Annotated in this window: 10 protein-coding genes and 2 pseudogenes; 2 read left to right on the top strand and 10 right to left on the bottom strand. The window is 37.3% G+C overall.

All coding sequences use genetic code 11. The annotated features are described in order from the left end of the window. From DW640_RS11200 to DW640_RS11180, 5 genes are all read right to left on the bottom strand, one after another. Entirely contained in the window at positions 1-1,026 is a 1,026-nt protein-coding gene (locus DW640_RS11200; RefSeq protein WP_055270888.1) for a DUF4973 domain-containing protein, read from the bottom strand. A 19-nt stretch (positions 1,027-1,045) separates the two neighbouring features. Continuing rightward, on the bottom strand, positions 1,046-3,145 hold the full coding sequence (locus DW640_RS11195) for a RagB/SusD family nutrient uptake outer membrane protein (protein ID WP_117578138.1): 2,100 nt from the start codon (positions 3,143-3,145) through the stop codon (positions 1,046-1,048). 12 nt (positions 3,146-3,157) lie between these two features. Next, the gene (locus DW640_RS11190; protein WP_055270892.1) at positions 3,158-6,223 is read right to left on the bottom strand and encodes a TonB-dependent receptor; all 3,066 of its coding nucleotides are present in this window, start codon (positions 6,221-6,223) and stop codon (positions 3,158-3,160) included. A 23-nt stretch (positions 6,224-6,246) separates the two neighbouring features. Next, the gene (locus DW640_RS11185) at positions 6,247-7,644 is read right to left on the bottom strand and encodes an IPT/TIG domain-containing protein (protein ID WP_070101337.1); all 1,398 of its coding nucleotides are present in this window, start codon (positions 7,642-7,644) and stop codon (positions 6,247-6,249) included. Between the two features lie 94 nt (positions 7,645-7,738). Next, positions 7,739-9,628 carry a family 43 glycosylhydrolase gene (locus tag DW640_RS11180; protein ID WP_233525439.1) on the bottom strand — a complete coding sequence of 630 codons (1,890 nt, stop codon included), beginning with the start codon at positions 9,626-9,628 and terminating at the stop codon, positions 7,739-7,741. A 454-nt stretch (positions 9,629-10,082) separates the two neighbouring features. Here DW640_RS11180 and DW640_RS11175 point away from each other — a divergent pair, with 454 nt between their 5' ends. Next, positions 10,083-12,791, top strand: a complete 2,709-nt coding sequence (locus DW640_RS11175; protein WP_233525438.1) for a trehalase family glycosidase — start codon at positions 10,083-10,085, stop codon at positions 12,789-12,791. Between the two features lie 128 nt (positions 12,792-12,919). Here DW640_RS11175 and DW640_RS11170 read toward each other — a convergent pair whose 3' ends face one another. From DW640_RS11170 to DW640_RS11160, 3 genes and pseudogenes are all read right to left on the bottom strand, one after another. Beyond that, positions 12,920-13,948: a hypothetical protein gene (locus DW640_RS11170; protein ID WP_008761897.1), complete on the bottom strand. Its 1,029-nt coding sequence runs from the start codon at positions 13,946-13,948 to the stop codon at positions 12,920-12,922. A gap of 349 nt (positions 13,949-14,297) precedes the next feature. Beyond that, positions 14,298-15,853 (bottom strand): annotated as a pseudogene (locus tag DW640_RS11165) (ATP-binding protein). 151 nt (positions 15,854-16,004) lie between these two features. Further along, complete coding sequence (locus DW640_RS11160) at positions 16,005-17,594, bottom strand: sulfatase (protein ID WP_225629681.1); 1,590 nt, start codon at positions 17,592-17,594, stop codon at positions 16,005-16,007. A 467-nt stretch (positions 17,595-18,061) separates the two neighbouring features. Between DW640_RS11160 and DW640_RS11155 the strand changes: the two genes are divergently transcribed. Next, a complete protein-coding gene (locus tag DW640_RS11155) occupies positions 18,062-20,785 on the top strand; it encodes a trehalase family glycosidase (RefSeq protein WP_117578132.1) in 2,724 nt (907 codons plus the stop codon). Between the two features lie 185 nt (positions 20,786-20,970). Here DW640_RS11155 and DW640_RS11145 read toward each other — a convergent pair. Beyond that, positions 20,971-22,599: pseudogene (locus tag DW640_RS11145) on the bottom strand (reverse transcriptase domain-containing protein). Positions 22,600-23,996: 1,397 nt separating this feature from the next. After that, positions 23,997-25,106, bottom strand: coding sequence for a glycoside hydrolase family 105 protein (locus tag DW640_RS11140; RefSeq protein WP_062695874.1), 1,110 nt, complete (start codon positions 25,104-25,106; stop codon positions 23,997-23,999). Positions 25,107-25,117 lie beyond the last annotated feature (11 nt).

The following is a 25,117-nucleotide window of genomic DNA, read 5'->3' as shown; positions in this document are numbered from 1 at the left end:
TTACCATTGAACTTGCTGGTCTTCATCCGGAATCAAAGTATTCAAATTACGTTGCATTGACAATGAACCCTGTACTTTATATCGAATTCTCTTTCCAGGCACAGTAGTATAATCATCAAACTCATAATATAAATTCATTGTTATAAAAATCTTCTTCAGATAAGGTTTCAGTTCATCCATCTCACTATACATAGAGAAGTTAGACTGGAATGCCAATGGTTTGCCATCTGCGTCTGTAAGTGGACCAAAATTAAGTTCATCATTTTCTGCCCAAACCTCTAATTGTTTAGTGTCATTACCCTCTTCTGGGAAACGAATAAAGATCTTATATAACTTACGGTCTAAGTAATCAATATCTCTAGTTCCAGCATAAATAAAAACTGTTCGGTCATCCACAACAAACGCCCGCTGTTCACTTACAGTAAAAGGCTCCTTATTATCCACATCTGTCTTAAAGTGAATCAAGTATTGAGCTGCATCATAAGTACCTGAATAATCGTTAAACGGTAAAAGACGTAACATTGCTCTTCGAAAATACTTGCGAGGATTAGCCTTATAACCTAATGAAGGATCATCCACAATTTGCAAAGGCAATACCCATTTATCAGCCTGGTCCAAATCTTCTGTTAATTTAAAATCGATTGGTAATACCCCTGTAGTTTCACCGGCAGGAATTTCCACGGTTTCTGACATATTATAATATTGGCTTGGTAACTGCTGGAAATATAGTTCTTGGCGATGACCATATACATTTTGATTCAATACAGCCAAAGTATCCGGATCTAGGGCAATCTGAATATTCAAAGGTCGGTCAGACACAGTTGAACCGCTAATAATTATTGGCAGTTTATATTGCACTACTCCTCCTGGTTTATAACGAACATATGTTGTCGTCACTCCTTGTGCATTCACATTAGCCTTGAAAGAAGCCATATGCAAATATTGCTCGTCTTCCCATTCATTATTGCACGATACGCAGCATATTGCCACTACCATGCCTAAAAATAAATAATATATATTTTTCATATTCTCAATCGTTCAAATATTATTCAGGATCAGTCCAACCCGGATTTTGGATCAGATTGGCATTATGTTTCAATTCAGTATGACTAATAGGCCAAAGCCACATCTTCTCTGCAAAAATAGTAGGTAATGAAGTACACATTACTGGTGTCTGAAAGTCTTCTCTCATCTCCTGCGTTGCAAGCACATTACAACCATATACTGGAGCTGATTCCTCTTCCGGAGCATCCATCCAACGACGTAAGTCAAAGTAACGATGTCCCTCTGCAAAGAGTTCTATTTGCCGTTCACGTTTCAGTTTCATACGGAACTTGTCTACATTATTATATTCATCTGGTGTATAATCAGGCAATCCTGCACGAATACGGATTGGACGAATACCCTTCTTCATTTCTGTCTCGTTTCGACTAATAGAGTGAGTCTTACTTCCATCCCAGGAAGGAAGTTCATATGCCCCTGTCAATTCATTCAAAGCCTCCGCATAAATCAACAATACCTCTGCATAACGAATGGCGGGATCTGGCTTAAACACAACACGAGATATATCATATGGCGAGTTATGAGTATAACTAATGTCATCTGGGTGTACATACTTCTTAATTCCAATACCAGTACGTAACCAATAAGAAGATGATTTATATCCATCATTACTTCCTCCTCTATAATAGAAGACTGGTACATTACTCTTTTCATCATGATTATCATCATTCAGTGCTTTCAAATAATGCCATGTACTTCCACTATATGCTACAGATGCGTAAAAACGCGGCTCACGCTGTACGTATTGTTTAGAAACCCCTGTACCTAGCTGCCCCAATTCCGGATAATTTACTAATTCCTCAGCAGTCACAAAATCTTTTGGACGCTCTTCCGTATTGTAACGACCGACATATCCCGGACGATCACTATACATATCATTCATACCCGGGCAATCTTCGCCATTATTCATATAATAAGCATCGCACTGTTTTTGCGTCATACCATGCGAGTTATATCCTCCACCTGTATTTCTAGGAATCTGATGTATCACCATTACTCTTATATTCTCGCCACCTTGATTCCCTGCACGTGTAAATATCAATTCTGGATTTGCATTAGCAGCAACAGAACCATTGAACAAGGAACGATATGACTCAAACGGATCAATATTTTTCCATCCATTGGGCCAATCTTGTTCAGAAAATTCCGCATTATGAGGAGGAGTTATAGTAGCAGGATAAGCCATATCTCCTATTGTTTTAGCTGGTGCTGTATACAATTCATAAAAATTTAAATCCATCACATCTTTAGCTGCTGCTGCAGCTTTTGCCCATTTCGATTCATCATATACATCAGGAAGCAAATGTGTTCCATCTCTATTTATTAAAGCTGAAGCAACAGACACTGGTGCTTTTCCATTAAACAACGGGCTTGCCGCAAACAAAAATACTTTAGCACGCAATGCAAGTGCAGCTCCACGAGTTGGACGAGCTATTTCTTGTACTGATCGCTGAAGAGGTAATACACTTGCAGCTTTCAACAATTCATCATTAATGTATGTTACACATTCGTCATATGTATTTCTTGGATAAGCCAAATCATCATAACTTTCCATGTAATCAAGTCCTTCCTCTGGAAGAATAGGAATCGGACCATATAAACGGAGCATAAACCAATAGAAATAAGCACGCAAGAAATGAGCCTGACCTTTAAAATCCGAGATTTCTTCTTCTGTAAATTCCTTATTCTTATCAATGTTATTCAAGAAAATAGAAACCTGACGAATTCCTTTATAAGCAGTCTCCCAAACACCTAAACTTTGATTATTATTTCCTAAGACTCCTTTCTCCGAATATTGCCCACTTTTCCATGCTTTATAACCATCACCCTCATCACCAAAATACATATCATCAGCAAAATTAAAAGGCAGAATTTTTTTACTACAAACATCTTGCATATAGTTATTGCCTAAATAAGCATAACCTTCCGCCAACCAACGATTTGTATAATCTTTGTTGCTAAATACATCCTCTATGGACATACGCTCCTCGAATAAATAATCCGAATCCAGATAATCAGAACATCCGGTCATAAAGACACTCAATCCTGCCACAAAAGATAAAATTATAATTACTTTTTTCATATAAAATCTTTATTATAAATTAACAGATACTCCCAAAGAGAATGTTTTACTAAGCGGATATTTCTTTCCATCTGCACTTCCCATTTCAGGGTCCCAAAGCTTGAATTTAGAAAATGTAAGCAAATTAGTTCCAATAAAGAATATACGCACTTGGTTCATATGTACCTTATTAACTAATGATTTAGGAAGTGAATAACCTATATCCAAAGTTTTCAATCTCAGATAAGCACCATTTCTCAACCAGAAAGTAGAAGCACGGTTATTGTTGCTATTATTTCCATAGGTCAAACGTGGATAATCTGCATTAGGATCTTCATTAACACCTAAAATCCAACGATTTCCTTCTGCCATTTCTTTCAAGACATTTCCCCAGCCATCTCCTCCTGAAAACATGTACACTGTAGAACCATTAATAAAATAAGTAGATTTCCCAACTCCTTGAAAGTGTACATTTACATCTAATCCCTTCCATTTAGCACTTGCTCCAAAACCATAAGTAAAGTTTGGTCTTTTTGTCGCACCAATAGCTACTTTATCATTGTCATTAATCACACCATCACCATTGATATCTTTATATTTGATATCACCTGGCATAACATCACCGAACTGAGACGGCCAGTTACGAATCTCTTCATAATCTTTAAACAGCCCCATAGCAATTAATCCCATAGCCTGATCTACACGATGTCCTGCCATTGTTTTATACCAATAAGGAGTATTTTCTTCGTCACGTTCCAAAATCTCATTCTTGCCGTAAGTCATATTACCACGTACAGTTAAATTTACTTTACCCAACTTTTGCTTAAAAGTAAAATTACCATCAAAACCTTCCGATTTTACTTCACCCACATTTCCTGAAGGATTAGAGCCTGTTAAACCAACAATCCCTGGCAAATAAGCACGCCCCATATAAATACCAGTACGTTTTTCATGATAATAATCAATAGAACCTGACAATTTATCATTAAAAAAACTGAAATCAATACCTAAATCCTGCTTGGTAGCAATTTCCCACGAAACATTTTCAGAAGCAACCTGAGAATAATACATACCACTATAACTACGGTCATATCCATAATCTGCAAATTTATATCCACCGCCATCTGTCGCAATCGTATATAAATACGGGAAGCGAATGTTATTGCCTAAATTATCATTACCTGTTTTACCCCAAGAGTAACGAATTTTAAACATATTCATCCATTTCACATGTTTTTTTATAAAAGACTCTTCAGCTAAATTCCATGCTCCAGAAACAGCTGGGAAAAAGCCAAAACGATGATCTTTATGAAAGTTTTCTGAACCTGTATAACCAAAATTAAAATCTATAAAATAACGATACTTCCAATTATAGTTTACACGTCCTGCAATACCTTGATTACGACGAGCAATACCATTCTTCAAATCCGAACCAATACCTTGTGTGAAAACTTTAGAGGATTGTGTATATTTTATAACAGCTCCTGTATGATGATCATTAAACCCACGATTATAATGTAATTCCCATTCAAAAAATTCTTTTCGATTACCATTAGATCCTGAACTTTGAGTCATCTTCTTCTCTTCTGAAACACGGGTAAAAATGAGGTTACCATTGGTATCACGGTAATTCTCAGCTTTATATAATTCTGGCCATTTAACACGTCTTATATTGTTCTCATTATAAGTATCATATCCAAAACGGCCAATAAATTTCAATCCTTTGGTAATAAATTTTAAATCTTGTTCTAATACCGCATTAGTTTGAATACTATTTTTCCAACTCTCATTGTATCCAGTCTGTGTTGCCTGCGTCCATGGGTTGATATTGTCTTCTTTCCCAGACCATGCAGGAATTTTACCATCAGAATAAGTCAATGGCATCATAATAGAATTATATCCCATCAAAGTAGTCCAAATAGCAGTAGTTCCTACACCCGGATCATTTTGTTTTTGCAATGAACCGGAAAGACCGACTTTCAATATAGTAGTCTTAGTAATATCTATATCCACATTCATACGATAAGTCCATTTCCGAAAGTTTGCATTAGTATTGTAATCTTTTAAGGACTTATCTGTTTTATACATACCTTGTTGCTCCTGATAGCTACCACCTACATAATAACGAGCAGTTTTTCCACCGCCAGTCATATTCAAAGATGCACGTGAACTCCATGCACCATCCCGAAGCATAATATCCATCCAGTCTACATCCGGATACAAGTCTGGATCAAGCCCTAATCGAAATATCTCCAATTCTTCCGGTTGATAAAGCGGTTCTTGATTACGTGCAATCTTAGCTTCGTTAGCCATGGAAGCATAGGTATATCCATCTACGAATTCAGGAGTTTTGGTAAATGTATTATAGAAACCTTCTACCTTAGCATTAATATTAATTTTCCCCTCTTTACCACGACGAGTATTAATCAAAATTACACCATTAGCTCCTTTACTACCATAAATCGCCGTAGCTGAAGCATCTTTTAATACAGTAAATGACTCAACATCCTCTACGCTTACCTCATTTAGATCACGTTCAAAGCCATCAACTAAAACCAAAGCAGCACTACTAGCACCAAATGTAGAAATACTACGCACCCAAAACTCAGATACTGTACCAGGACGACCATTCGATTGCATAGCTTGAATGCCTGGTACAACCCCAGCCAACGCGTCAGCCATAGAGGTAGAAGGAGTATATTTCAAATCCTCTACATCCACATTAGTCACAGCACCTGTTACTGCTATCTTTTTCTGTGCTCCCGTACCTGTAATCACTACCTCGTCTATCAAATGTGCTTCTGATTCTTTCATCACCACATTTACCGTCCGTTGTTCTTTCACCAGCACCTCTACTTGGTCATAACCTATGTATGTAAATACCAATTTATGATAAGGCGGCATTTTAATCAAAAATTTACCATTAATATCAGTAATAGCACCTAAACCCGGCATATCTGCGATAACTACATTTACACCGATCATAGGTTCTTTATTTGTATCGGTCACAATTCCCGTTACTACAATATTTTCCTGTCCCCACATTGAAACAGAAAGTCCGAGTAACAACATACATGTTAACAAAAAATTTTTCATCATAAGAAAAGTATGTTTATCATTTATTATTCTTCCATAGCAATCTTTCGGATACGATGATTATCAACATCGCCAACATAAAAGCATTCTCTTTTTTCATCATACACTATGCTTGTCGGGCGTGAAAAACGAGCCTCATGACGCAAATCTCCATCATTATACCCTTCTTTTCCTTCTCCATTTGGGCGTCCTGCAAAAGTACTTACACGCCCTTCAGGAGTCATTTTACGAATGCAGTGGTTTCTCTGATCACAGAAATAAAAATCATATTCATCTTCCTGCCCTACATACTCAGGATTCTTTACAAAGCAACCTTCCCTTGGAACATTCAGTCTAACTCTATTGCCCATTCCATCAGTCCAACCACTCTCTTTATATTTACCACATACCAAATAAGGTGTCATAAATGTTTTTTCTATCCAATTATAATCACTACGCATGATAATATGTGTATCATCAGACAAAATAAGATACATATAATTCCCTGTAGGATGAATAGCTGTAAAAACGCCAACTTTTGAATATGGAAGTGGTATTTTATCAAATTCATGAACTTTTGTATCCTGATCATATCGTCCAACCACTCCCAAATCATACCGGGAAGTATAAATTTCGCCATTTACAGGATGAACACTAGCTGAACGAGAACCACGGGCAACATAACTTTCAACAATCGTTTGAAACCCACTCTCACGAGAAAAAAAGAAAGTCGCAGGCTGATCGGTTTTAGCATAGTCTTTTACTACAATTAATTCTCCTTTTTTAGAGAAACTTATAGCGTTTATACTCGAAGTTCCCACTGGGGAAGGAAATGAAATAGTACCCACAGTTTCATTGGCAAGGTCAAGCACACGATGTGACTTGTTAGCTCCACAAACATACAACTTATCAGAATCCATTGGATCCAAAACCATCCAATTAGCATTATCGAATCCACCACAGTCATCAAAAGGTCCATCTTTTACATCCCATTTTGTGTTATTTTCATACGTTTCTCCAGCTAAGGTAGTCACTAACATCTTTTTCTGATATACAAACTTCTCTTCTGCTTCCGCATAAGCGATCTCCTCTCCATTTTCATCTAGTATCGTAACTTCAATATCGCCATTAAATGCTTGAGACGGTACAAAACAATGTAAACTTTGATTCTTTACTCCAATAAGATTTGCAGCTTTCCCACCAATAGTAACTTTTACTCTAGACACATCGTTCCCGAAATTGTCTCCATAGACCACGAGCCGTGCCCCCATACCACCCTCTTTGGGAGTAAAATCGGAAATAAGCACTGGCTTAGTCGGATCAAAAGGTTGTTGTTCTTCACTTTTATCATCATCTTTGCAACTCAAAAAGCAGAAACTAACCAACGCCAGTACTCCCCATAGAAGATACCAGCCATGATTTCTTGTTTTTGTTTTCATTTTCATAATACATTGATTTTTAATGTTATGAGCATTATTTAATTGTGTAATATATTTAATAAATATATCATTCTCATTAGAGAATATTTTAAATTAAACTCTAGTCATAGAATACAGGAATTAAATCCGAATTAGATGGAATCTTATTTTTTATATATGGCCAACCATCATCAGTCCACAATACGCGATCGAGCATTCCCAAACGACCTCCAACTCCACCATCTTTTTTCATATAGCTATGATAAATCATCCAATCAGTGCCTTCATCATCTTGAACAATAATAGAATTATGTCCAGGTCCTATCCATTTTTGCCCATCTCCTTCCAACACAAGTTCCCAGTTGTTTTTGAGCATATCTTTCCCGTCTTTATCAACATAAGGACCAAGAAGGTTTTCCGAACGCCCAACTACCACTTGATAAGAAGCATTCACGCCATTGCAACAACTACCAATGGAAGCAAACAAATAATAATATTTGCCTTTTTTATATATATTAGTGCCCTCAAAGGCATTCCCACAAACTTGTTTCTTCAAAGTAGGTTTACCATCATTTCCTAATTTAACAGTCAACCCATCATCTTCCAATTCAGTAACATAAATACCTTTAAAACTTCCAAAGAACATATATTTCTTTCCATCCTCTTCATAATAAAACTGATCTATACAATTAGAACCAAATTCTTTATTCCCTATCAATTCTTTACTGTCAGGGAAAGGTCCCATAGGTGTATCACCTACAGCTACAGCCGTATAACTAATATCAGCGCCATTCATTTTAGCCCATGAATAATAAAGTACATATTTGCCATTAAGAAAACGAATTTCCGGAGCCCAGAATGCCCCTCCCCCCGGTAAATCAGGTTCGGTTGCTTTATTAAAAGCTGTACCTTGATATTCCCAATTCACTAAATCTTTTGAGCGATAAACAGGCATCCAATAAGTCTTGGTTTGTGTCGCATATAAATAAAAGTACCCATCCTTAGCACGAATCACACTTGGATCAGGTACACTCTTATCTGAAATAATAGGATTTGTATATGTTCTTCCAATTTGAAGATAACAAACTTCATCACGACAAATAATATTTCCATTAGAGCAGCGACCTAACTGTAAAGGAAGTAAATAATTAACGATAGCCATTCCTTCACGCTTAACCATAATTTCTCCATTAGCCTGAGTTTCACCAGCCTTAAAAGACACACCTTCACCTAAATCATAATTACTTGCGGGCAGAAGTTGATAAGAAGCTTTATAAACTTTATTATATTCTGCAACCAATTCTTCCGCATTAGATGGTACAGCGAAGTTACAAACGAAATCCCAAGGATTGACTGCCGATACTCCATCGACCGTATAGTCAAGTATTGCACCAATAGATACAGGAATCAAATCTTTATTCACACTAACTTCTGCAACAGAAGCGGTAAAACCAACTATTGGATAATCAAAAGAAATACCAAGTAGCATTTTGCTTTGGCTATCTCTTACTTGAACTTCATCGCTACTAAGTTTTAAAGCAATAACATATTCGACACCTTTTTCCCTAAATTCAGTAAATACTTTAGATGGATTAAACTTAACCTCAATATCCATAGTAGATGCTCCTTCTTTAAAAGACACTTCTGTAGAGGTAAGAAAATACAATGACGAGGGCAAAAGTACATAAGATGTTTTCTCCTTGTTATTATATACTTTCAGCTCATCTTCACTCCATGTGTTTATTTGGGCTTTAAAGCTCTGATTAGCTCCATTTCCTACAACTTTGATTTGGATAGGAAATGTAAAGCTTTTTTCTGTACAAGAAACTTTGATTGTATTCAGTCCATTTGGCTGTAATTGTAGATAATGATTCGTAGTATTCCCTGAATCATCAGCCGGAGCATTGTTATCCGATCCACACGATAAGAGCAAAAATATTCCCGTCAATATATATATAAAACGGTGTGCGCTCATAGTGATACTTTTTCTTTTAATCGGTTTGTTATTCATTTCATAAGATTTAAGTTGAGCTCAATACAAGCCCTTTGTGTTACATGTGATTTAAAAATTAATTAAAATGTGTTATCCTTCAAACAGCCTTTTTAACTATACTTCAAAAAACCAATCGTTATATTCTTTACCTTCTTTATTTTATTTTATCAAGTACTCACATAAAACGACTGCAATAGTTTTTACGAACAGCACAAAAGTAGAAATTCTGTTGCATTTAGAGTAGTACAAACAGGTCAATAAATGGAAAATTAGTCCCAAAGCGTTTTTAACAACTAATAAGAGAGGATATAAGAGATGATAGCGACCAATTATTTTCATTATGGACAATTTCTATTCTTTATTGAATAATTTCTTTCTATTTTAGCAATCAGAAAACTTACCTTTGCTACAACGAATCATTTTATACTCAAATATGAAAACTAAGCAATCTTTAATGATGTTACTAATGATCATGTTTTGGCTAACATCTGTATTGGGACAATCAACGATCCCTCCATCATGTTTTACCAATAGTCACGACATCACCTCACTGCAAGTTTGGGGGCCTTACTCTAAACGATACGCAGGAATCTCACATATACCCGATATGAAAGCCGGAATGCGTTTCGATTTCTCTGTAATGCCAGGCTATTACCGCAATCGTCAACTGGTTCCTCATGTGCTTTTCGAATCATCTTATTACCCATGGGATATCAATTCATCCATGAGCCACATCACATACCGCTATGAAATGGAGTGGAAAGACCGAGTATTTACTGATGTCACCTATTATATATTAGATGAACACCGAACACTGGTAGGCATGAATTGTGTCAATAATACCGCTGTTAATCAAAATCTCGTTCTCAATTTGATGGCATATATCGATTATGAAGGAGAACAACCTCAGTTCAAAATCCCTAAAGATTCAAATATACAGTGGCATAACGCAACCAATTATATATCAAATGAACCTGTACGCAAATCTCCACAGTACAATTTAGTATACGACGGATGGAAAAGGAACGAAATGCGAACTTCTCAATCACTCAGTGGTTTTGTTCTAGGAAAAGGATTTGGAAAAGATAAGGGAGACAAAGTGAACTATGAAATAAATATTCTACCTGGAAAAGAAAAAGGAATGATAGGATTTAGATACAATACTCCTAAAGGAAAAACAAGCACTTTTCAAGTAAAAGGAATAACCGAAAGCCGCCTAGAGCTACAAGGCACCGGAGAATATAACATAGTCTCAATCCCCTATACTTGCAAAGAACCAGGAAAATATACGCTAGAATTAATTTCGGAGGGTACTCACAGTACTGATTTAGATGGTTTCTTTATCGGTAGCGAAGAAGATATTAAGCAAATCAAGATACTGCCTAGAAAGCTTTCTTTTATTCCCGAAATTAAATCGGGAAAAACAAAACAAGATTTTATCTTAAAATATCCGGAATGTGATAACTATTACGGAATAGCATGGAATTACCAAGAATCTCAGATTCGGGAAGTTCTGGATGACAATCTGGAATCTTTCTTCCGCAAAAAGACTCACGACCATGTATCATCGAGGCTAATAGGAAACAGAGAATGGCATTATTCCAATGCTTTCCTACGCCCGATTGTCCTGGCACCTCACTCCGAACAAACTATATACGCCTTAATCTGCACCGGAACGTCCCAACAAGTCAATGAACAGATTCAAAAGTTTCATTCCACACCGGAAACTCTGACTTCATTAATACAAAAAAATTCGAATAACTCTGAAGACAGAATATTAGCAGATGGCAAGAAGTATGAATTCGGCAATCGCTTATTGCAATCAGCATTATTATCCAACATTGTTTATCCCGTTCATACCCAGGGACAATACATCCGGCATTTTACGCCCGGCAAAAATTGGAATAGCCTTTATACATGGGATTCCGGTTTCATAGCTCTGGGATTAATAGATGTGGATATTACTAAGGCTTTTGAGTGTATCAGAGCTTATACAACTCCTGTTGGCAGTGAATCTGCATTTATTCATCATGGCACTCCATTGCCCATACAGATGTATGCTTATTACGATTTATGGAATAATTCTCAGTCAAAAGAAGCATTGCAATTTCTATATCCACGATTGAAGCAGTTCTTTGATTTTATGACAGGCAAGAACCTCTACTCCACAACCCGAATGAAAGGTTCTGGTCTACTACGAACATGGGATTACTTTTATAATTCAGGAGGATGGGATGATTATCCGCCTCAACATGCTTTACGCGACAAGGCCTCTGTTACTCCGGTAGTAACTTCGGCTTATTATATCCGAGCTGCAAAAATTTTGCGTTTAGCCGCAAAAGAACTAGGGCTTAAAAAAGATATAAAAGAATATGAGCAAATCATCAAACAACTGTCAAATGCATTACATACCTATTCATGGGATGAGGAAACCGGTTATTTCGGATATGTAATGCACGATAACGATGGCAAACCTAAAGGCATCTATCGATATAAAGATGGTTCCAACTTTAATAAGGGACTGGACGGAGTAAGCCCGCTTATTGCAAACATCTCTTCCAAAGAGCAAACACGCAGAATGATAAACCATGTGTTTTCTCCTGATGAAATGTGGACAGAAGTAGGAATTTCTACAGTAGACCAGTCTGCTCCTTATTATCGTACAGACGGTTATTGGAATGGAGCCGTTTGGTTTCCTCATCAATGGATGGTGTGGAAAGCCTTGCTGGACCTTGGAGAAGGAGAAAAAGCCCATCAAGTAGCAACTACAGCATTAAATATATGGGAGAAAGAATGTAAGGAGAGTTATTATACCTTCGAACACTTCATTATCTCCTCACAACGTGGAGCCGGATGGCATCAATTCTCCGGTTTATCATCTCCCATACTCAACTGGTTTGCTGCATACTACCGGATAGGGAAAGTTTCAACCGGCTTCGAAGTGTGGATTTCTAACAGTCAGTTCAATGATGATTATACACAGTATCAGGCAGAAATAGCTTTTGATGATTCAACAGTTCCTCATCAGCGAACAATTCTTGTTTGCATGAATCCGGAGAAAGATTACCAAGTAACTTTCAATGGGAAAGTAGTAGAAAGCAAAACATATCATCAAGGATTATTAGAAATTACATTGCCTAGTACAAACAAATCGGGAAAACTCACAGTTACATCAGTCTGACATTATAAACCTTATACAGGGTAACCACATCAACAGTTTTATTCGTTATTATACAGGTAAAACCGTTGGTGCAGTTGCTCTAATAAAAGGTTTCATTTCTTACATATCATAAATGCTCAGACATACTTTTATTCATAACCAAAAGCATATTCTGATATATAAATATCTACATTTTTATCTCCAGCAGAGTAATCCCTATAGGTCGTATCATAGGTCACATCACCAGTCAACTTATTAGTTCTTTTTGCAATTACTTCAATTTGACCACCACTTTTCCCTATATTTGTACCGATAGCCATTCCCTCGTTATTACTGTTCGTAGTTCCTCCAAGGGATTGCTCATAACCCGAATTATGATTATACATAATACACGAGTAACTATATTTATCTGTATTCATTGGCAAATAAACTCTCACAATAAAACTTGTTTCGTCCACTGCAACCTCACCATTAATAATGTCATCTACGCTTGGTTGTGGTCTATTATACCCCCAGTAATTACAATAAGGATCTCCAATCACTTCTGGATAACTCCACATAGAAAATAAGCTACGATCATATTTATATTGAGTTTCTACTTCTGGTACTGGCGTAGCCCCTATAAAACTTTCATGAATAGTACGCATTCTCATGTAAATATATCGTCTTGTTGTACTATAAGGAAAAGCATATGCCGGTATTTTTTCAAGAGCACCATCACCAAGTATTTTGACAAGGCCATATTTACTACCGCGCATATTTATATAAGCCCACTCATTCATATAACCAGTATAGCTCCACTGAATTTGCAAAAAATATTGATCAGAAACATCCTGTCCTGTGCTTTCCTCAATAAATCCCGCATTCCAACAAAAATCAGCATAATAACTATAACCATCTTCTGTATCAGAATCTAAGTCTGGAACAAATTTAAATTCACACAACCCACATGGGGAATAAGGGCACTTACCTTCCCTATCCTCTGCCCACTCTAAAGCAGACTCTTCTTCTTCCTCCCATAGATCACTTCTCGTTAAAGCACTGTCTTGATCCAATCTCAAATCAACAGCCTCTTCAACAGCGCTTTCTAAATTGCTATCCATTTCATGGCTGCATGAATAAAACGCAAACAACATCGCAAAAGGGATACTCCATCCTAAAAACAGTTCCTGTCTCATAGCAATTATATTTAAAAGTTAAACAATTTATAAATATAGAGACAAATAAACATTTATACAAATTATAAGGAATGTTCGTAAACACAAAAAAGTTCCAAATTTACAAAGCAAAGGAATAAAGATAAAAAAATATGTTATAATCGCACTCTTATTTAAATTTTCTCCTTTATAAATTGGAAAATTTGAAAAATAGAATTTCGGATATGACAAAAGCAATATAAGTCACGGCTTATTGTGATTTATGGGCAAAACACTCATATTTGTAGAATAAAAACTTGTAAAGTAACATCTAATTGTGGTTTTCTATGATGGAAAAAATTATAGACCACTATAGAAAATACATAATTCTTTAAAGAATCTCTACAACCCACTTCTCTATATTGCGAGTTTTAGCACTGAAGTTCACTCCTATTTTGAATAGTTTCCGTTCATCCATTTCGAAGGGGAGCGCACAATGCTTCTCGTTGATCTGCTGTAAAGCCTCTTCGACAGTACCTTCCAACTTAAATTCTATGATATAGATAAATTTGTCCGTCTTCAGAACGAGATCAATGCGTTCGTCATTCGTGTGATACTCCACTTGGGTATAAAAGCCGAGCAATTTGAATACGATAAAAAGTACGTTTTCATAGTGCAGCTCCTGATCACAAATCACCTCGTAGGTAGTATCTGCAAAAAAACTTTGTAAACGACGGAAGAAAGAATCATAATCACCGGAGCGTATCTCACGGACAAATTTCTGAATCTCAAACGGAGATTCCACTTTATTCACGCTGGCATAATAAGGAAGCAAGAAGCGAATAAATCCCTCTTCCACTTCCCGGTTGGGAAAACCCAAACGATATATACCAAATTCCTCGTCATATCCCTTGATCGTAAGATATCCGCTTTGATGAATCACCGGAATGGGGTTAGTGGACTCGGAGTCAATGCTATTCAACACTTGCGCATCAGTCTCTTCGTGCGCCATTCGTTCCAGATCGTAATGATGCTTTTTCAGTAATTCCACCAAATAGGTAGACGTTCCGGTTTCAAACCAATAGCTACCGAATTCCTTATACTTAAAGGCATTGAGCAGACTGAACGGATTGTAGATACCAATAGAATTATGTGTAAAGTGATAGCCATCGTAACGCTCTCTCAACTCTGAACAAAGTTTATCATAGGTCACTCCCCGTATATCGGCAAAATCATGAAGTTCGGCTTCCAAATTATCATGAATCTCCTGTTCGCTAACACCACAAATGTCAATGTACTGATTCCGCATAGAAATATCATCCAAATTGTTCAGATCGCTGAATACACTGACCTTACCAAACTTCGTCACCCCTGTCAGTAGGGCGAACTTGATGCAACCGTCCATTGTCTTGAGCGCTCTATAGAAGGGTTTTAAGGTATCCCTGAATTTCTTTTGAAGTTCCTCATTACGATGGATTGCAGCATGGGCTTGTCGTATTCATCCACCAGGATGGCAACGCGTTGCCCGGCTTTCTCGTATGCACGCTGTATAATACCTGCAAAACGCAGGGAAAAGGAACGTTCAGACGGTTCGGCACCATATAGTTTTTCCCATGCTGTCAGAGACTTTTCAAGTATGTTGTCAAGGCTCTCCAAAGTATCATATTTCTCGATATTGAGGTCCAGATGCAAAATAGGATGTTTATTCCAATCCTTTTCCAACTTTTCCATAGCCAATCCCACAAATAGTTCCTTTTTGCCTTGAAAGTATGCTTCCAGAGTGGATATGAGAAGACTCTTTCCGAAGCGACGAGGACGGCTTCAGAAGTAATAACTACCCGTCTTTACCATTTGATAAATCAATGCTGTTTTATCAATATAGAAATAATCGCCATTCCGAATCTTTTCAAAATTCTGTATGCCAATGGGATAAATCTTATTGCTCATATTCTTCTGTTTTTATACACCAACACACAAAAATACAAATTTCCCTCTTATCTCCAACACTATTATTTGAGAAACTTCTTGTTTTAAAATGAATAACAAGAACATGATTTTATACTATCAAATAAGTGTACAGGATACTAAATAGATATTACTAAAACAGGGGTTTTGGAAATGATCTTATTTCCCCATTCAAACGCGGATAACTTTCCCAAATATTCTGATCTTGATCAGAACTATCCAGATAACGTGCATCTTTAGTCTTTTTAAGTGCATCATTCAACTTATTCCGAAGATAATCCAGTTCTTTCATGTATTCACTATCGCCAACTAAATTATTAAGACAACCTGGGTCTGAACTTATATTATACAGTTCTTCATATGGGCGTTTTGCTACCGCCTTCAGAAAATAGGGGTATATCTCAGGAGTATCTTTTTCATCAACAATAAAGCCCCAAGCCGGACCTTGGTCTATATCAAAATAAGCACTATACATTGGCGTTAAGTTTCCCTCCTTATTTATATAGCAAGGATCACCAGCAGGATATCTTTCGGGACAAAAGTTCCTTATATACAGAAACTTTCTAGTTCTCAACACACGCATAGGATATCCTAAATTATTATATCGTGCAGAACTATGACGTTCTCTTCCTGCAAATATTGTCGTTCGCCCAGTACTATTCTTTTGTTTTTTCAGATACGGGAGTATACTATTTCCTGCCAGCTTTTCTTTATGTCGTATACCGACAGCATCAAGTATAGTTGGGAATAAATCTACACTGCTAACAAGTTCGTCACTAACTCCTCCATATTTAATTCCATCTGCCCAACATATCGCTAATGGAACATGAATACCATATTCGAAACAGGTTGCTTTAGCCAAAGGGAAAGGCATACCATTGTCAGCCATAACTATTATTAAAGTGTTCTCAAATTCACCTTCTTCTTTCAATATATCAATAATCTGAGACAACTGACTATCATACCATTCTATTTCAGTGCCATAATCCAATAAGTCCTTTCTTATAGTCGGTTTATCAGGGAGGAATGGAGGCACCTCTACGTCAACCAGCCTTTTATCAGCCTTCTCCCAACTATCTTTCTCATAGGGGCGATGTGGTTCATTCGCACCTACCCAAAAATAAAAAGGTTGCTTTCCCTCTCTGTCATGAAGGAAATCTTTAAAATTTTGAGAGTAATTAATATTGGATATCCCTTTATATGGAGGACGAATACGTCTTTTATTATATTCAGGACCAGCCGGGTTACGCCTACGACCTGATATTTTCCAGTTACCAGGTCCCCATCCTTTTCCGGTGTATCCAATATAGTAGCCTGCCTCTTCTAATAAATCAGGAAAGCACTCATAATCAATTGGAAAAGAAGAAGCATGTGTACCCGCCTCTTCTATCTGCCAAGGATAGAGCCCAGTAAGTATAGAAGCGCGGGAAGGGCTACTTCCTGGAGAGGTAACAAAAGCATTATTGAACAGCCATCCATTTTGAGCAACCAAATCGAATCCTGGCGTTTTTACTAAAGAAGATCCATACGCTGATGCATGTGGATAAGATTGATCATCAGAAATAACGAACAAAATATTCGGCTTACTAGTTACAGCAGCACTGACCTGTGGAATTAGCAAGGAACTAACCAAAGTAGATAAGATATGCTTATTGCTCATACGTGTGAATGTCGAACTGCATATAGGCAATGCAAATAGTGTTTTTGGGAATTTTCGTTTCATGTTCTATAGTATTAATTAGCAAATAAGTTCTGTAGAAAAGCAATGCAAAGAAAGGGAAATTAGAAAAAAAATGAAGAAACTTATTGTTCAAAAAATGAAAGTATCTCTCCTTTTTATAACAGAAGTTGCTATTTTAGCAATAATCACATCACATCAATTATCGTAATCTGCAATTTTATGTTAGACAACACATGCATATTAAACTATCAGAAGCTATATCATTCACTGCTGCATTCTTTCAAAAGGAGCAAATTCGATATACTTGATATCCAATAGGTGGGAAATTAATCCTTAAATAATTAACAAATAAGAAGGATTTTGCATAACCATAGTGACCCACTACTTATATTATGAATATTTTCTTTCCTTTATTGAACAGATTCTTTCTTTGTTAACTTTTAAAAGTCATACCTTTGCTATAATGAACCATTTTACATTCTAATATGAAAGCTAAGCAATCTTTATTAATGTTCCTGATAGTTGTTTTGGGAACAACATCTACATTAGGACAGCCAATAATTCCTCCATCATGTTTCAGCGATAGTCACGACATCACTTCGCTACAAGCTTGGGGGCCTTATTCAAAACGCTATGCCGGAATCTCCCATATCCCCGATATGCAAGCAGGAAAGCGCTTTGACTTTTCCGTAATGCCCGGCTATTACCGTAATCGTCAACTAGTTCCTCATGTTCTTTTTGAATCATCTTATTATCCATGGGACATCAATCCCTCTATGAACCGTATCACATACCGCTATGAAATGGAGTGGAAAGATCGTGTGTTTACTGACGTCACCTATTATATATTAGATAAGCAACGAACACTGGTAGGCATGCATTGCGTTAATAATACCACTGCCAACCAGAATTTGGTTCTTAATTTAATGGCATATATTGATTATGAAAGAGAGCAACCCAGATTTAAGATACCCGAAAACTCCAATATACAATGGTACAATGCAACCGACTATATATTAAATGAACCTGTACGCAAATCTCCACAGTATAATCTAGTATACGACGGATGGAAAAGAAATGAGATGCAGACTTCTCAATCACTCAGTGGTTATGTTCTAGGCAAAGAATTTGGGAAAGACAAAGGAGACAGAGTGATTTATGAAATAAATATCCTCCCAGGAAAAGAAAAAGGAAAAATAGGATTCAGATACAATACTCCCAAAGGAAAAACGAGCACTTTTCAAGTAAAAGGAATAACAGAAAGTCGTCTGGAATTACAAGGAACTGGGGAGTATTGCATTATTTCAATCCCTTATTCCTGTAAGAAACCTGGGAGATATAAAATGGAATTAAACTCAGAGGGAACTCACAGTACTGACTTAGATGGCTTCTTTGTTGGTAGCGAAGAAGACATAAACCAAATCAAGATACTTCCAAGGAAACTTTCTTTTATCCCCGAAATTAAAACGGGAAAAACAAAACAAGATTTTATCTTAAAATATCCGGAATGTGATAACTATTATGGGATAGCATGGAACTACCAAGAATCCCAGATTCGAGAAGTCTTGGATGACAATCTGGAATCTTTCTTCCGCAAAAAGACTCACGATCATGTATCATCGAGATTAATAGGAAATAGAGAATGGCATTATTCCAATGCATTTTTACGCCCGATTGTCCTAGCACCACATTCCGAACAAACTATATATGCCCTGGTCTGCACTGGAACTCCCCAACAAGTCAATGAACAGATTCAAGAATTTCACTCCGCACCGGAGGTTCTGACTTCGTTGATACAAGAAGATTCGGATGACTCCAAGAAGAGAATATTAGCAGATGGAAAAAAATACGAATTCGGACATCGCCTATTACAATCAGCATTATTATCTAACATTGTTTACCCTGTTCATACCCAAGGACAATATATCCGACACTTTACACCCGGAAAAAACTGGAATAGTCTTTATACATGGGATTCTGGCTTCATAGCCTTAGGGTTAATAGATGTGGATATTACTAAAGCTTTCGAATATATCAGGGCTTATACCACTCCTGTAGGAAGTGAATCTGCATTTATTCATCACGGAACTCCGCTACCTATACAAATGTATGCCTATTATGATTTATGGAATAATAGTCAGTCAAAAGAAGCATTACAATTTCTATACCCACGACTGAAGCAGTTCTTTGATTTTATGACAGGTAAGAATCCTTACTCCACAACCCGAATGAAAGGTTCTGGTCTGCTACGAACATGGGACTACTTCTACAATTCAGGAGGATGGGATGATTATCCACCTCAACATGCTTTACGCGACAAAGCTTCTGTTACTCCAGTAGTAACTTCAGCATATTATATCCGAGCTGCTAAAATTTTACGTTTAGCAGCAAAAGAACTAGGATTTAAGAAAGATGTAAAAGAGTATGAGCAAACCATCAAACAGCTGTCAAATGCATTACTAACCTATTCATGGGATGAGGAGACCGGTTATTTTGGATATGTAATGCATGATAACAACGGCACACCTAAAGGCCTCTATCGATATAAAGATGGCTCCAACTTTAATAAAGGCTTGGACGGAGTAAGTCCGCTCATTGCAAATATCTCCTCCAAAGAACAAACAGACAGAATGATAAGCCATGTATTTTCTCCTAATGAAATGTGGACCAATGTAGGTATCTCCACAGTAGATCAATCTGCCCCTTATTATCGTACAGCTGGTTATTGGAATGGAGCCGTTTGGTTTCCTCATCAATGGATGGTATGGAAAGCCTTGCTGGATCTTGGGGAAGGAGAAAAAGCCTATCAAGTAGCGACTACAGCATTAAACACATGGGGGACAGAATGTAAGGAGAGTTATTACACCTTCGAACACTTTATAATCTCCTCACAACGTGGAGCCGGATGGCATCAATTTTCCGGTCTATCATCTCCCATACTCAACTGGTTTGCTGCATATTACCGGATAGGGAAAGTTTCAACCGGCTTCGAGGTGTGGATTTCTAACAGCCAGTTCAACGATGATAATACGCAGTATCAAGCAGAAATAGCATTTGATGATTCAACAGTCCCTCATCAACGAACAATTCTTGTTTGTATGAATCCGGAAAAAGATTACCAGGTAACTTTCAATGGGAAAGTGGTGGAAAGCAGAGTATACCATCAAGGATTATTAGAAATCACATTACCTAGTACAAACAAATCGGGAAAACTTACAGTTACATCAATCTAACAGCGCGTAACCACACCAGACTGTATGATAAGTATATTAGTAGGCCAAGTACCCAGCTCCTTGTCATATTTCTATGGTAGGTTTCCAAGTACTCGCCTCCGAACCGGACGTACACGTCTCCGTATATCCAGTTCTCCATTAAAGAGTCAGCCTATACTGCCCGAATGAACCTTGAAGTGGCAACTTCAACATAAGGCTATGGTTTTCCCGCGTCTTGCAATCATTAGCTTGTCGGCATATCCTTTACCGCCTAAAGCCTTTAATTTGCGAACGTGGTGCATATCCAATTTGCCTGTTACGCCGCATATCTCACACTTCAGATTTCAACCTATCAATAAGGCTTGTTCTGTTGGCATGATAAACTACGGTAGAATTATCAATATTTTCTCCTATCTCAGGTTTTTCTTCTTGAGAAACTTTCGTTGTAAAATGTCTGTTGCTTCTCTCCTCCCTTACTGCCCTGATATTGTACAGTGAATAAACCATCTTGTTTATATTTGCGGGCAATCTTGGATACTTTGCTCTTGTATTTGCCGGCAAACGTTTTATACATACTATACTCCATGATATACTTGTAAGAGTTGAGTAAAGAACTGTTGTTTGCAATCGCATAATAGTTGTGGAATCCTCTAATCGTGTAGTTATACTTTTGAAGGATTTCCAAGTTATCATTACAGATAATTTTTCTATGCTCCCTCGGCTTCCAGTGTTCTTTCCCGTTGTGAGTTTTTACCTCCAACACTCCGAAATCAAGTAATTTCTTCTTAATGGTTTCCATAGAAATTCTCAATAGAACTTTCTTGTTATATACCCTTGACAATCTACCCGTATTATCTCGTTTGGCAAGATTGGAACGGTTTGCCAAGACCGCATATCCAAGGAATTTCGCCGCTTTTTGACTGTGGGTAATCAGAGTTTTTTCGTCAGAAAATTCGAGTTTCAATTCGGATTCAAGGAAGTTCTTAATATCCTCTTTAATTCTTTAACAATCTTCCTTACTACCAATTACACCAATCAGAAAATCATCGGCATATCTCACATATTTAAGCCTTTTGTATCCATTGTCCATTTCATCAAAACTGGGTATCTGCAATCTTGTTCTGTCAATAACATTGAGCTGTTCTACAGCTTTTTTGCGTTCACTCTTAGCCGTTACCGTTTTAAGTTTTTGCATAGCCACTTTCTTCTGAAAATCAAGACTTCTGTGCCCCTCGAAAGGTTTGCGAGTCGCTGTGACTCCCACATCAAATCTCTGGATGTATTCCCATCATGAACTCCTCAAGTCGGTCTAAATAGATGTTAACCAAAATAGGGCTAACTATTCCTCCTTGCGGAGTGCCACTGAAAGTATTGTGAAATGTCCAATCTTCAAGATAACCCGCTTTCAAGAATTTCCTTATCAATCGTAGAAGGCATTGGATCTGAAACCATGTGAGCAGTCTTGAAACTGCCCTTCATAAATGGCTTCGAGAATCATCCGTGTTACTTTCTGTACCAATTTGTCGTCAAAAGATGGCCCCCTAACAGTCGCATTTTCGCGTTTTTCTTTGAAATATACACCCGTCTTGCAGGTTTTGGCTGATATGTCTCCTTTCGGAGTAAGTCAATCAAATCAGCAATCCGAGTTAAACTCATACCGTCTATTGTTTTCCCATCAGAGCCTTCAGTCATATTACTTCCTTTGCATTAATGCGTTGGTAGGCAACATAATACATCTCCTCGTTAAACAAGATTCGATACAGTCGATTGAACTTGTAATTTACTTGCGGACTAGGCTTTGATAGACCGTTTAATACTTTCTCTGAATTTCTCATAATGTCTCGCACATTTTTTCTAAAATTGTATTAAACCTTTAACTGCTCCCTTTTGCCATTTACAAGACTTTCCCTTACTCAAATTACTACAGAAACTCCGTTGTGTCGGATATTCAGAGGCTAAACCTCATAGCCTTGCAGCATTCCGAGTCAGGTAATCCCCGTTTAGCTGTGTACTAACAACAGCATGATAGATTGTCGGATATGGTTTCCACCCTTTACCATTGCCAATGGTTGCGTTACGATAATTTCCAGCTTTTGCTACTGATCTTCTGTATCAGAAGTATCTTAATATGACGAGTTTAGCTATTCTCATGTCAAAGTCTCTGCAACGACCACTTAGGTTGCCATTCAATCAATCAGGATTTTATCCTCGTATCTATATCTTTCATCTCATCATTCGGTCACAAATTTAAGAACTATCTGACTTATGACTTCCCCAACATGCTACACTCCCTGCCGTCTTTCGTTGAACAGATAAGTCGGGTGATGATAGGTTTTGGGAAAGTTACCTAATGCCTTGCTATCGACATATTTACTACACATCCACTACGGGCGCACAAATCACTCACACGGCGTTTTCCTACAACTAACGAATAAAATATTTTAGTGCATTTTTTCATAAAATCGGTATTCTGACTTTTCTCATTCTAGTCTTCAAATTTTCATACCACATCAACCTTCTTGTCAAGATTAAAAGTTAGCGGTTCACAAAATACACCTTATGCATTCATTTTTTCAAGTAGAATTCCATTATAAAGACACCCTTATTTTGTCATTAGTATATTTGGGGAGCGACAGTCCCTTTTTTCCCAAAGCCATCCCACTTTTTCATACATCTAGTAACAGTCCATTTAAGTCTCTGTTTGATTTCGAAGCAAGATAATAAGAATGCTTGCCGATTATTCAGTCATTTTCTCGGGTTAACATCACATTCTTTACATGAGTCCCGTAGAGAACTGATTATAGCCGTGTTTCAGCAGTAGTATTGTTGCTCTAGAACAAATAGTTCTTTCTTGATTATGTTTTGCAGCACATAATTCCGACATGATTAATAGTCAGATATTGTTTTCACATTTGTTATTATCTATAAAAATTCTTCCATTATAATAAGAGATATCTTTGGCAGCAAAAGAGAACTATGATAGTCTATTAAGTCAAATAATAACAGTCATTCTCCTTGAACCATTAAAGCGGTAAAAGCCTTTGCTTCCGAAACATTGTCTCCAGTACCAATCAAGTAGTATTTACCGCACTGATTATGGTTGGATCTGCAAAACAGATTTCCTCACCTTAAGTTTTCCAGTAGAGTCTTTTTCAGATAACTGGAAACATTCCATTACTATTCAACCAATAAATATCATACGTTTATGCTTTACTCTTCTTTAATTATGATATCATTCTAGCAATGCTACTACACACCAAAGAAATGCTAACTGCCCATGATAATCACCAATACAACGCTTGCGATCATAGTAATACTGTTTGTCATTCTTTCGGTCCGTTCCAATGCAGATTTCAGTCACATCTCCATCCTCGTTTACATACGGCACCAAGGTGAGCCATGCCTTGCGGGCTAATGGTGCATATTCTTTGGCATTCAGCCAACCGTTTTTCACTCCCTTGATGAACGCAAAAGTAAACATCGCAGAACCGGAAGTTTCGGCCCAACAATCGGGTTGGTCAATCAATTGATTCCAAATCCCCCTGCTGTTTTGGAAATCTTTCAAACTGTTCATCATCGTCAGATATCCCTGCAAGATGCGCGGACGGTCCTTATGCTTCTTCGGCAGATATTGTAACAACTCGGCCATACCTGCAGCAATCCAACCGTTTCCGCGTCCCCAATAGAAAGGCACATCAGGAGCGTGATAGAACAAACCATTAGGCCGCTGCAATTCATTCAAGTATAATACCATCTCCTTAGCTGCTCTGTCTATATATTTCGAGTCTTTAGTAGCTTTATACGCCTCTATTTGTAAAATGGGAATCATGTACATATCATCAATCCACAATCGTGTCTGCCACGTATACCCTTTATCCGCCCACTCTTTTTGCTTGGGCTTGGCATCAGCCGGAACCTCCCACTGGCTGTCCGCATAAGACATACCAAGATCAAAATAGCATTTCTTCTTTGTCACTTTATACAGTTTCAAAGGTAAACTGCCAAACGTATTTAAATCAACATGGTTCTTAGGAGGCAAATACTGTTTCTCTTTTGTCAATAAACAGTCAAATTTATCCTGAACAAGCTTTGCCAATCTGTCTTTTTTCGTCATTACAGCATATTCAAAAGCTGCACTATGCGTGAATGTTTCATAATACCCTATCCACTTACCTACATAAAGTGCATGCTTACTATTCACGAACCTGTAGGCCAAGCGACTTCCGACTTCCTCCGGAGTAAATCCATTGGGAAAATTTGTCAATAAATTCTTTTGAGCAAATATATTTTGAACAAACAAAACACTCAAACATATAAACAATAAATATACTCTTTTATTCATAGTCTCCATCT

The sequence above is a fragment of the Bacteroides sp. AM23-12 genome (genome assembly GCF_003434395.1).
Lineage (GTDB): Bacteria > Bacteroidota > Bacteroidia > Bacteroidales > Bacteroidaceae > Bacteroides > Bacteroides thetaiotaomicron.
Note: the sequence above shows the minus strand (reverse complement) of the source record. Positions and strands in the feature narration are given on the sequence as shown.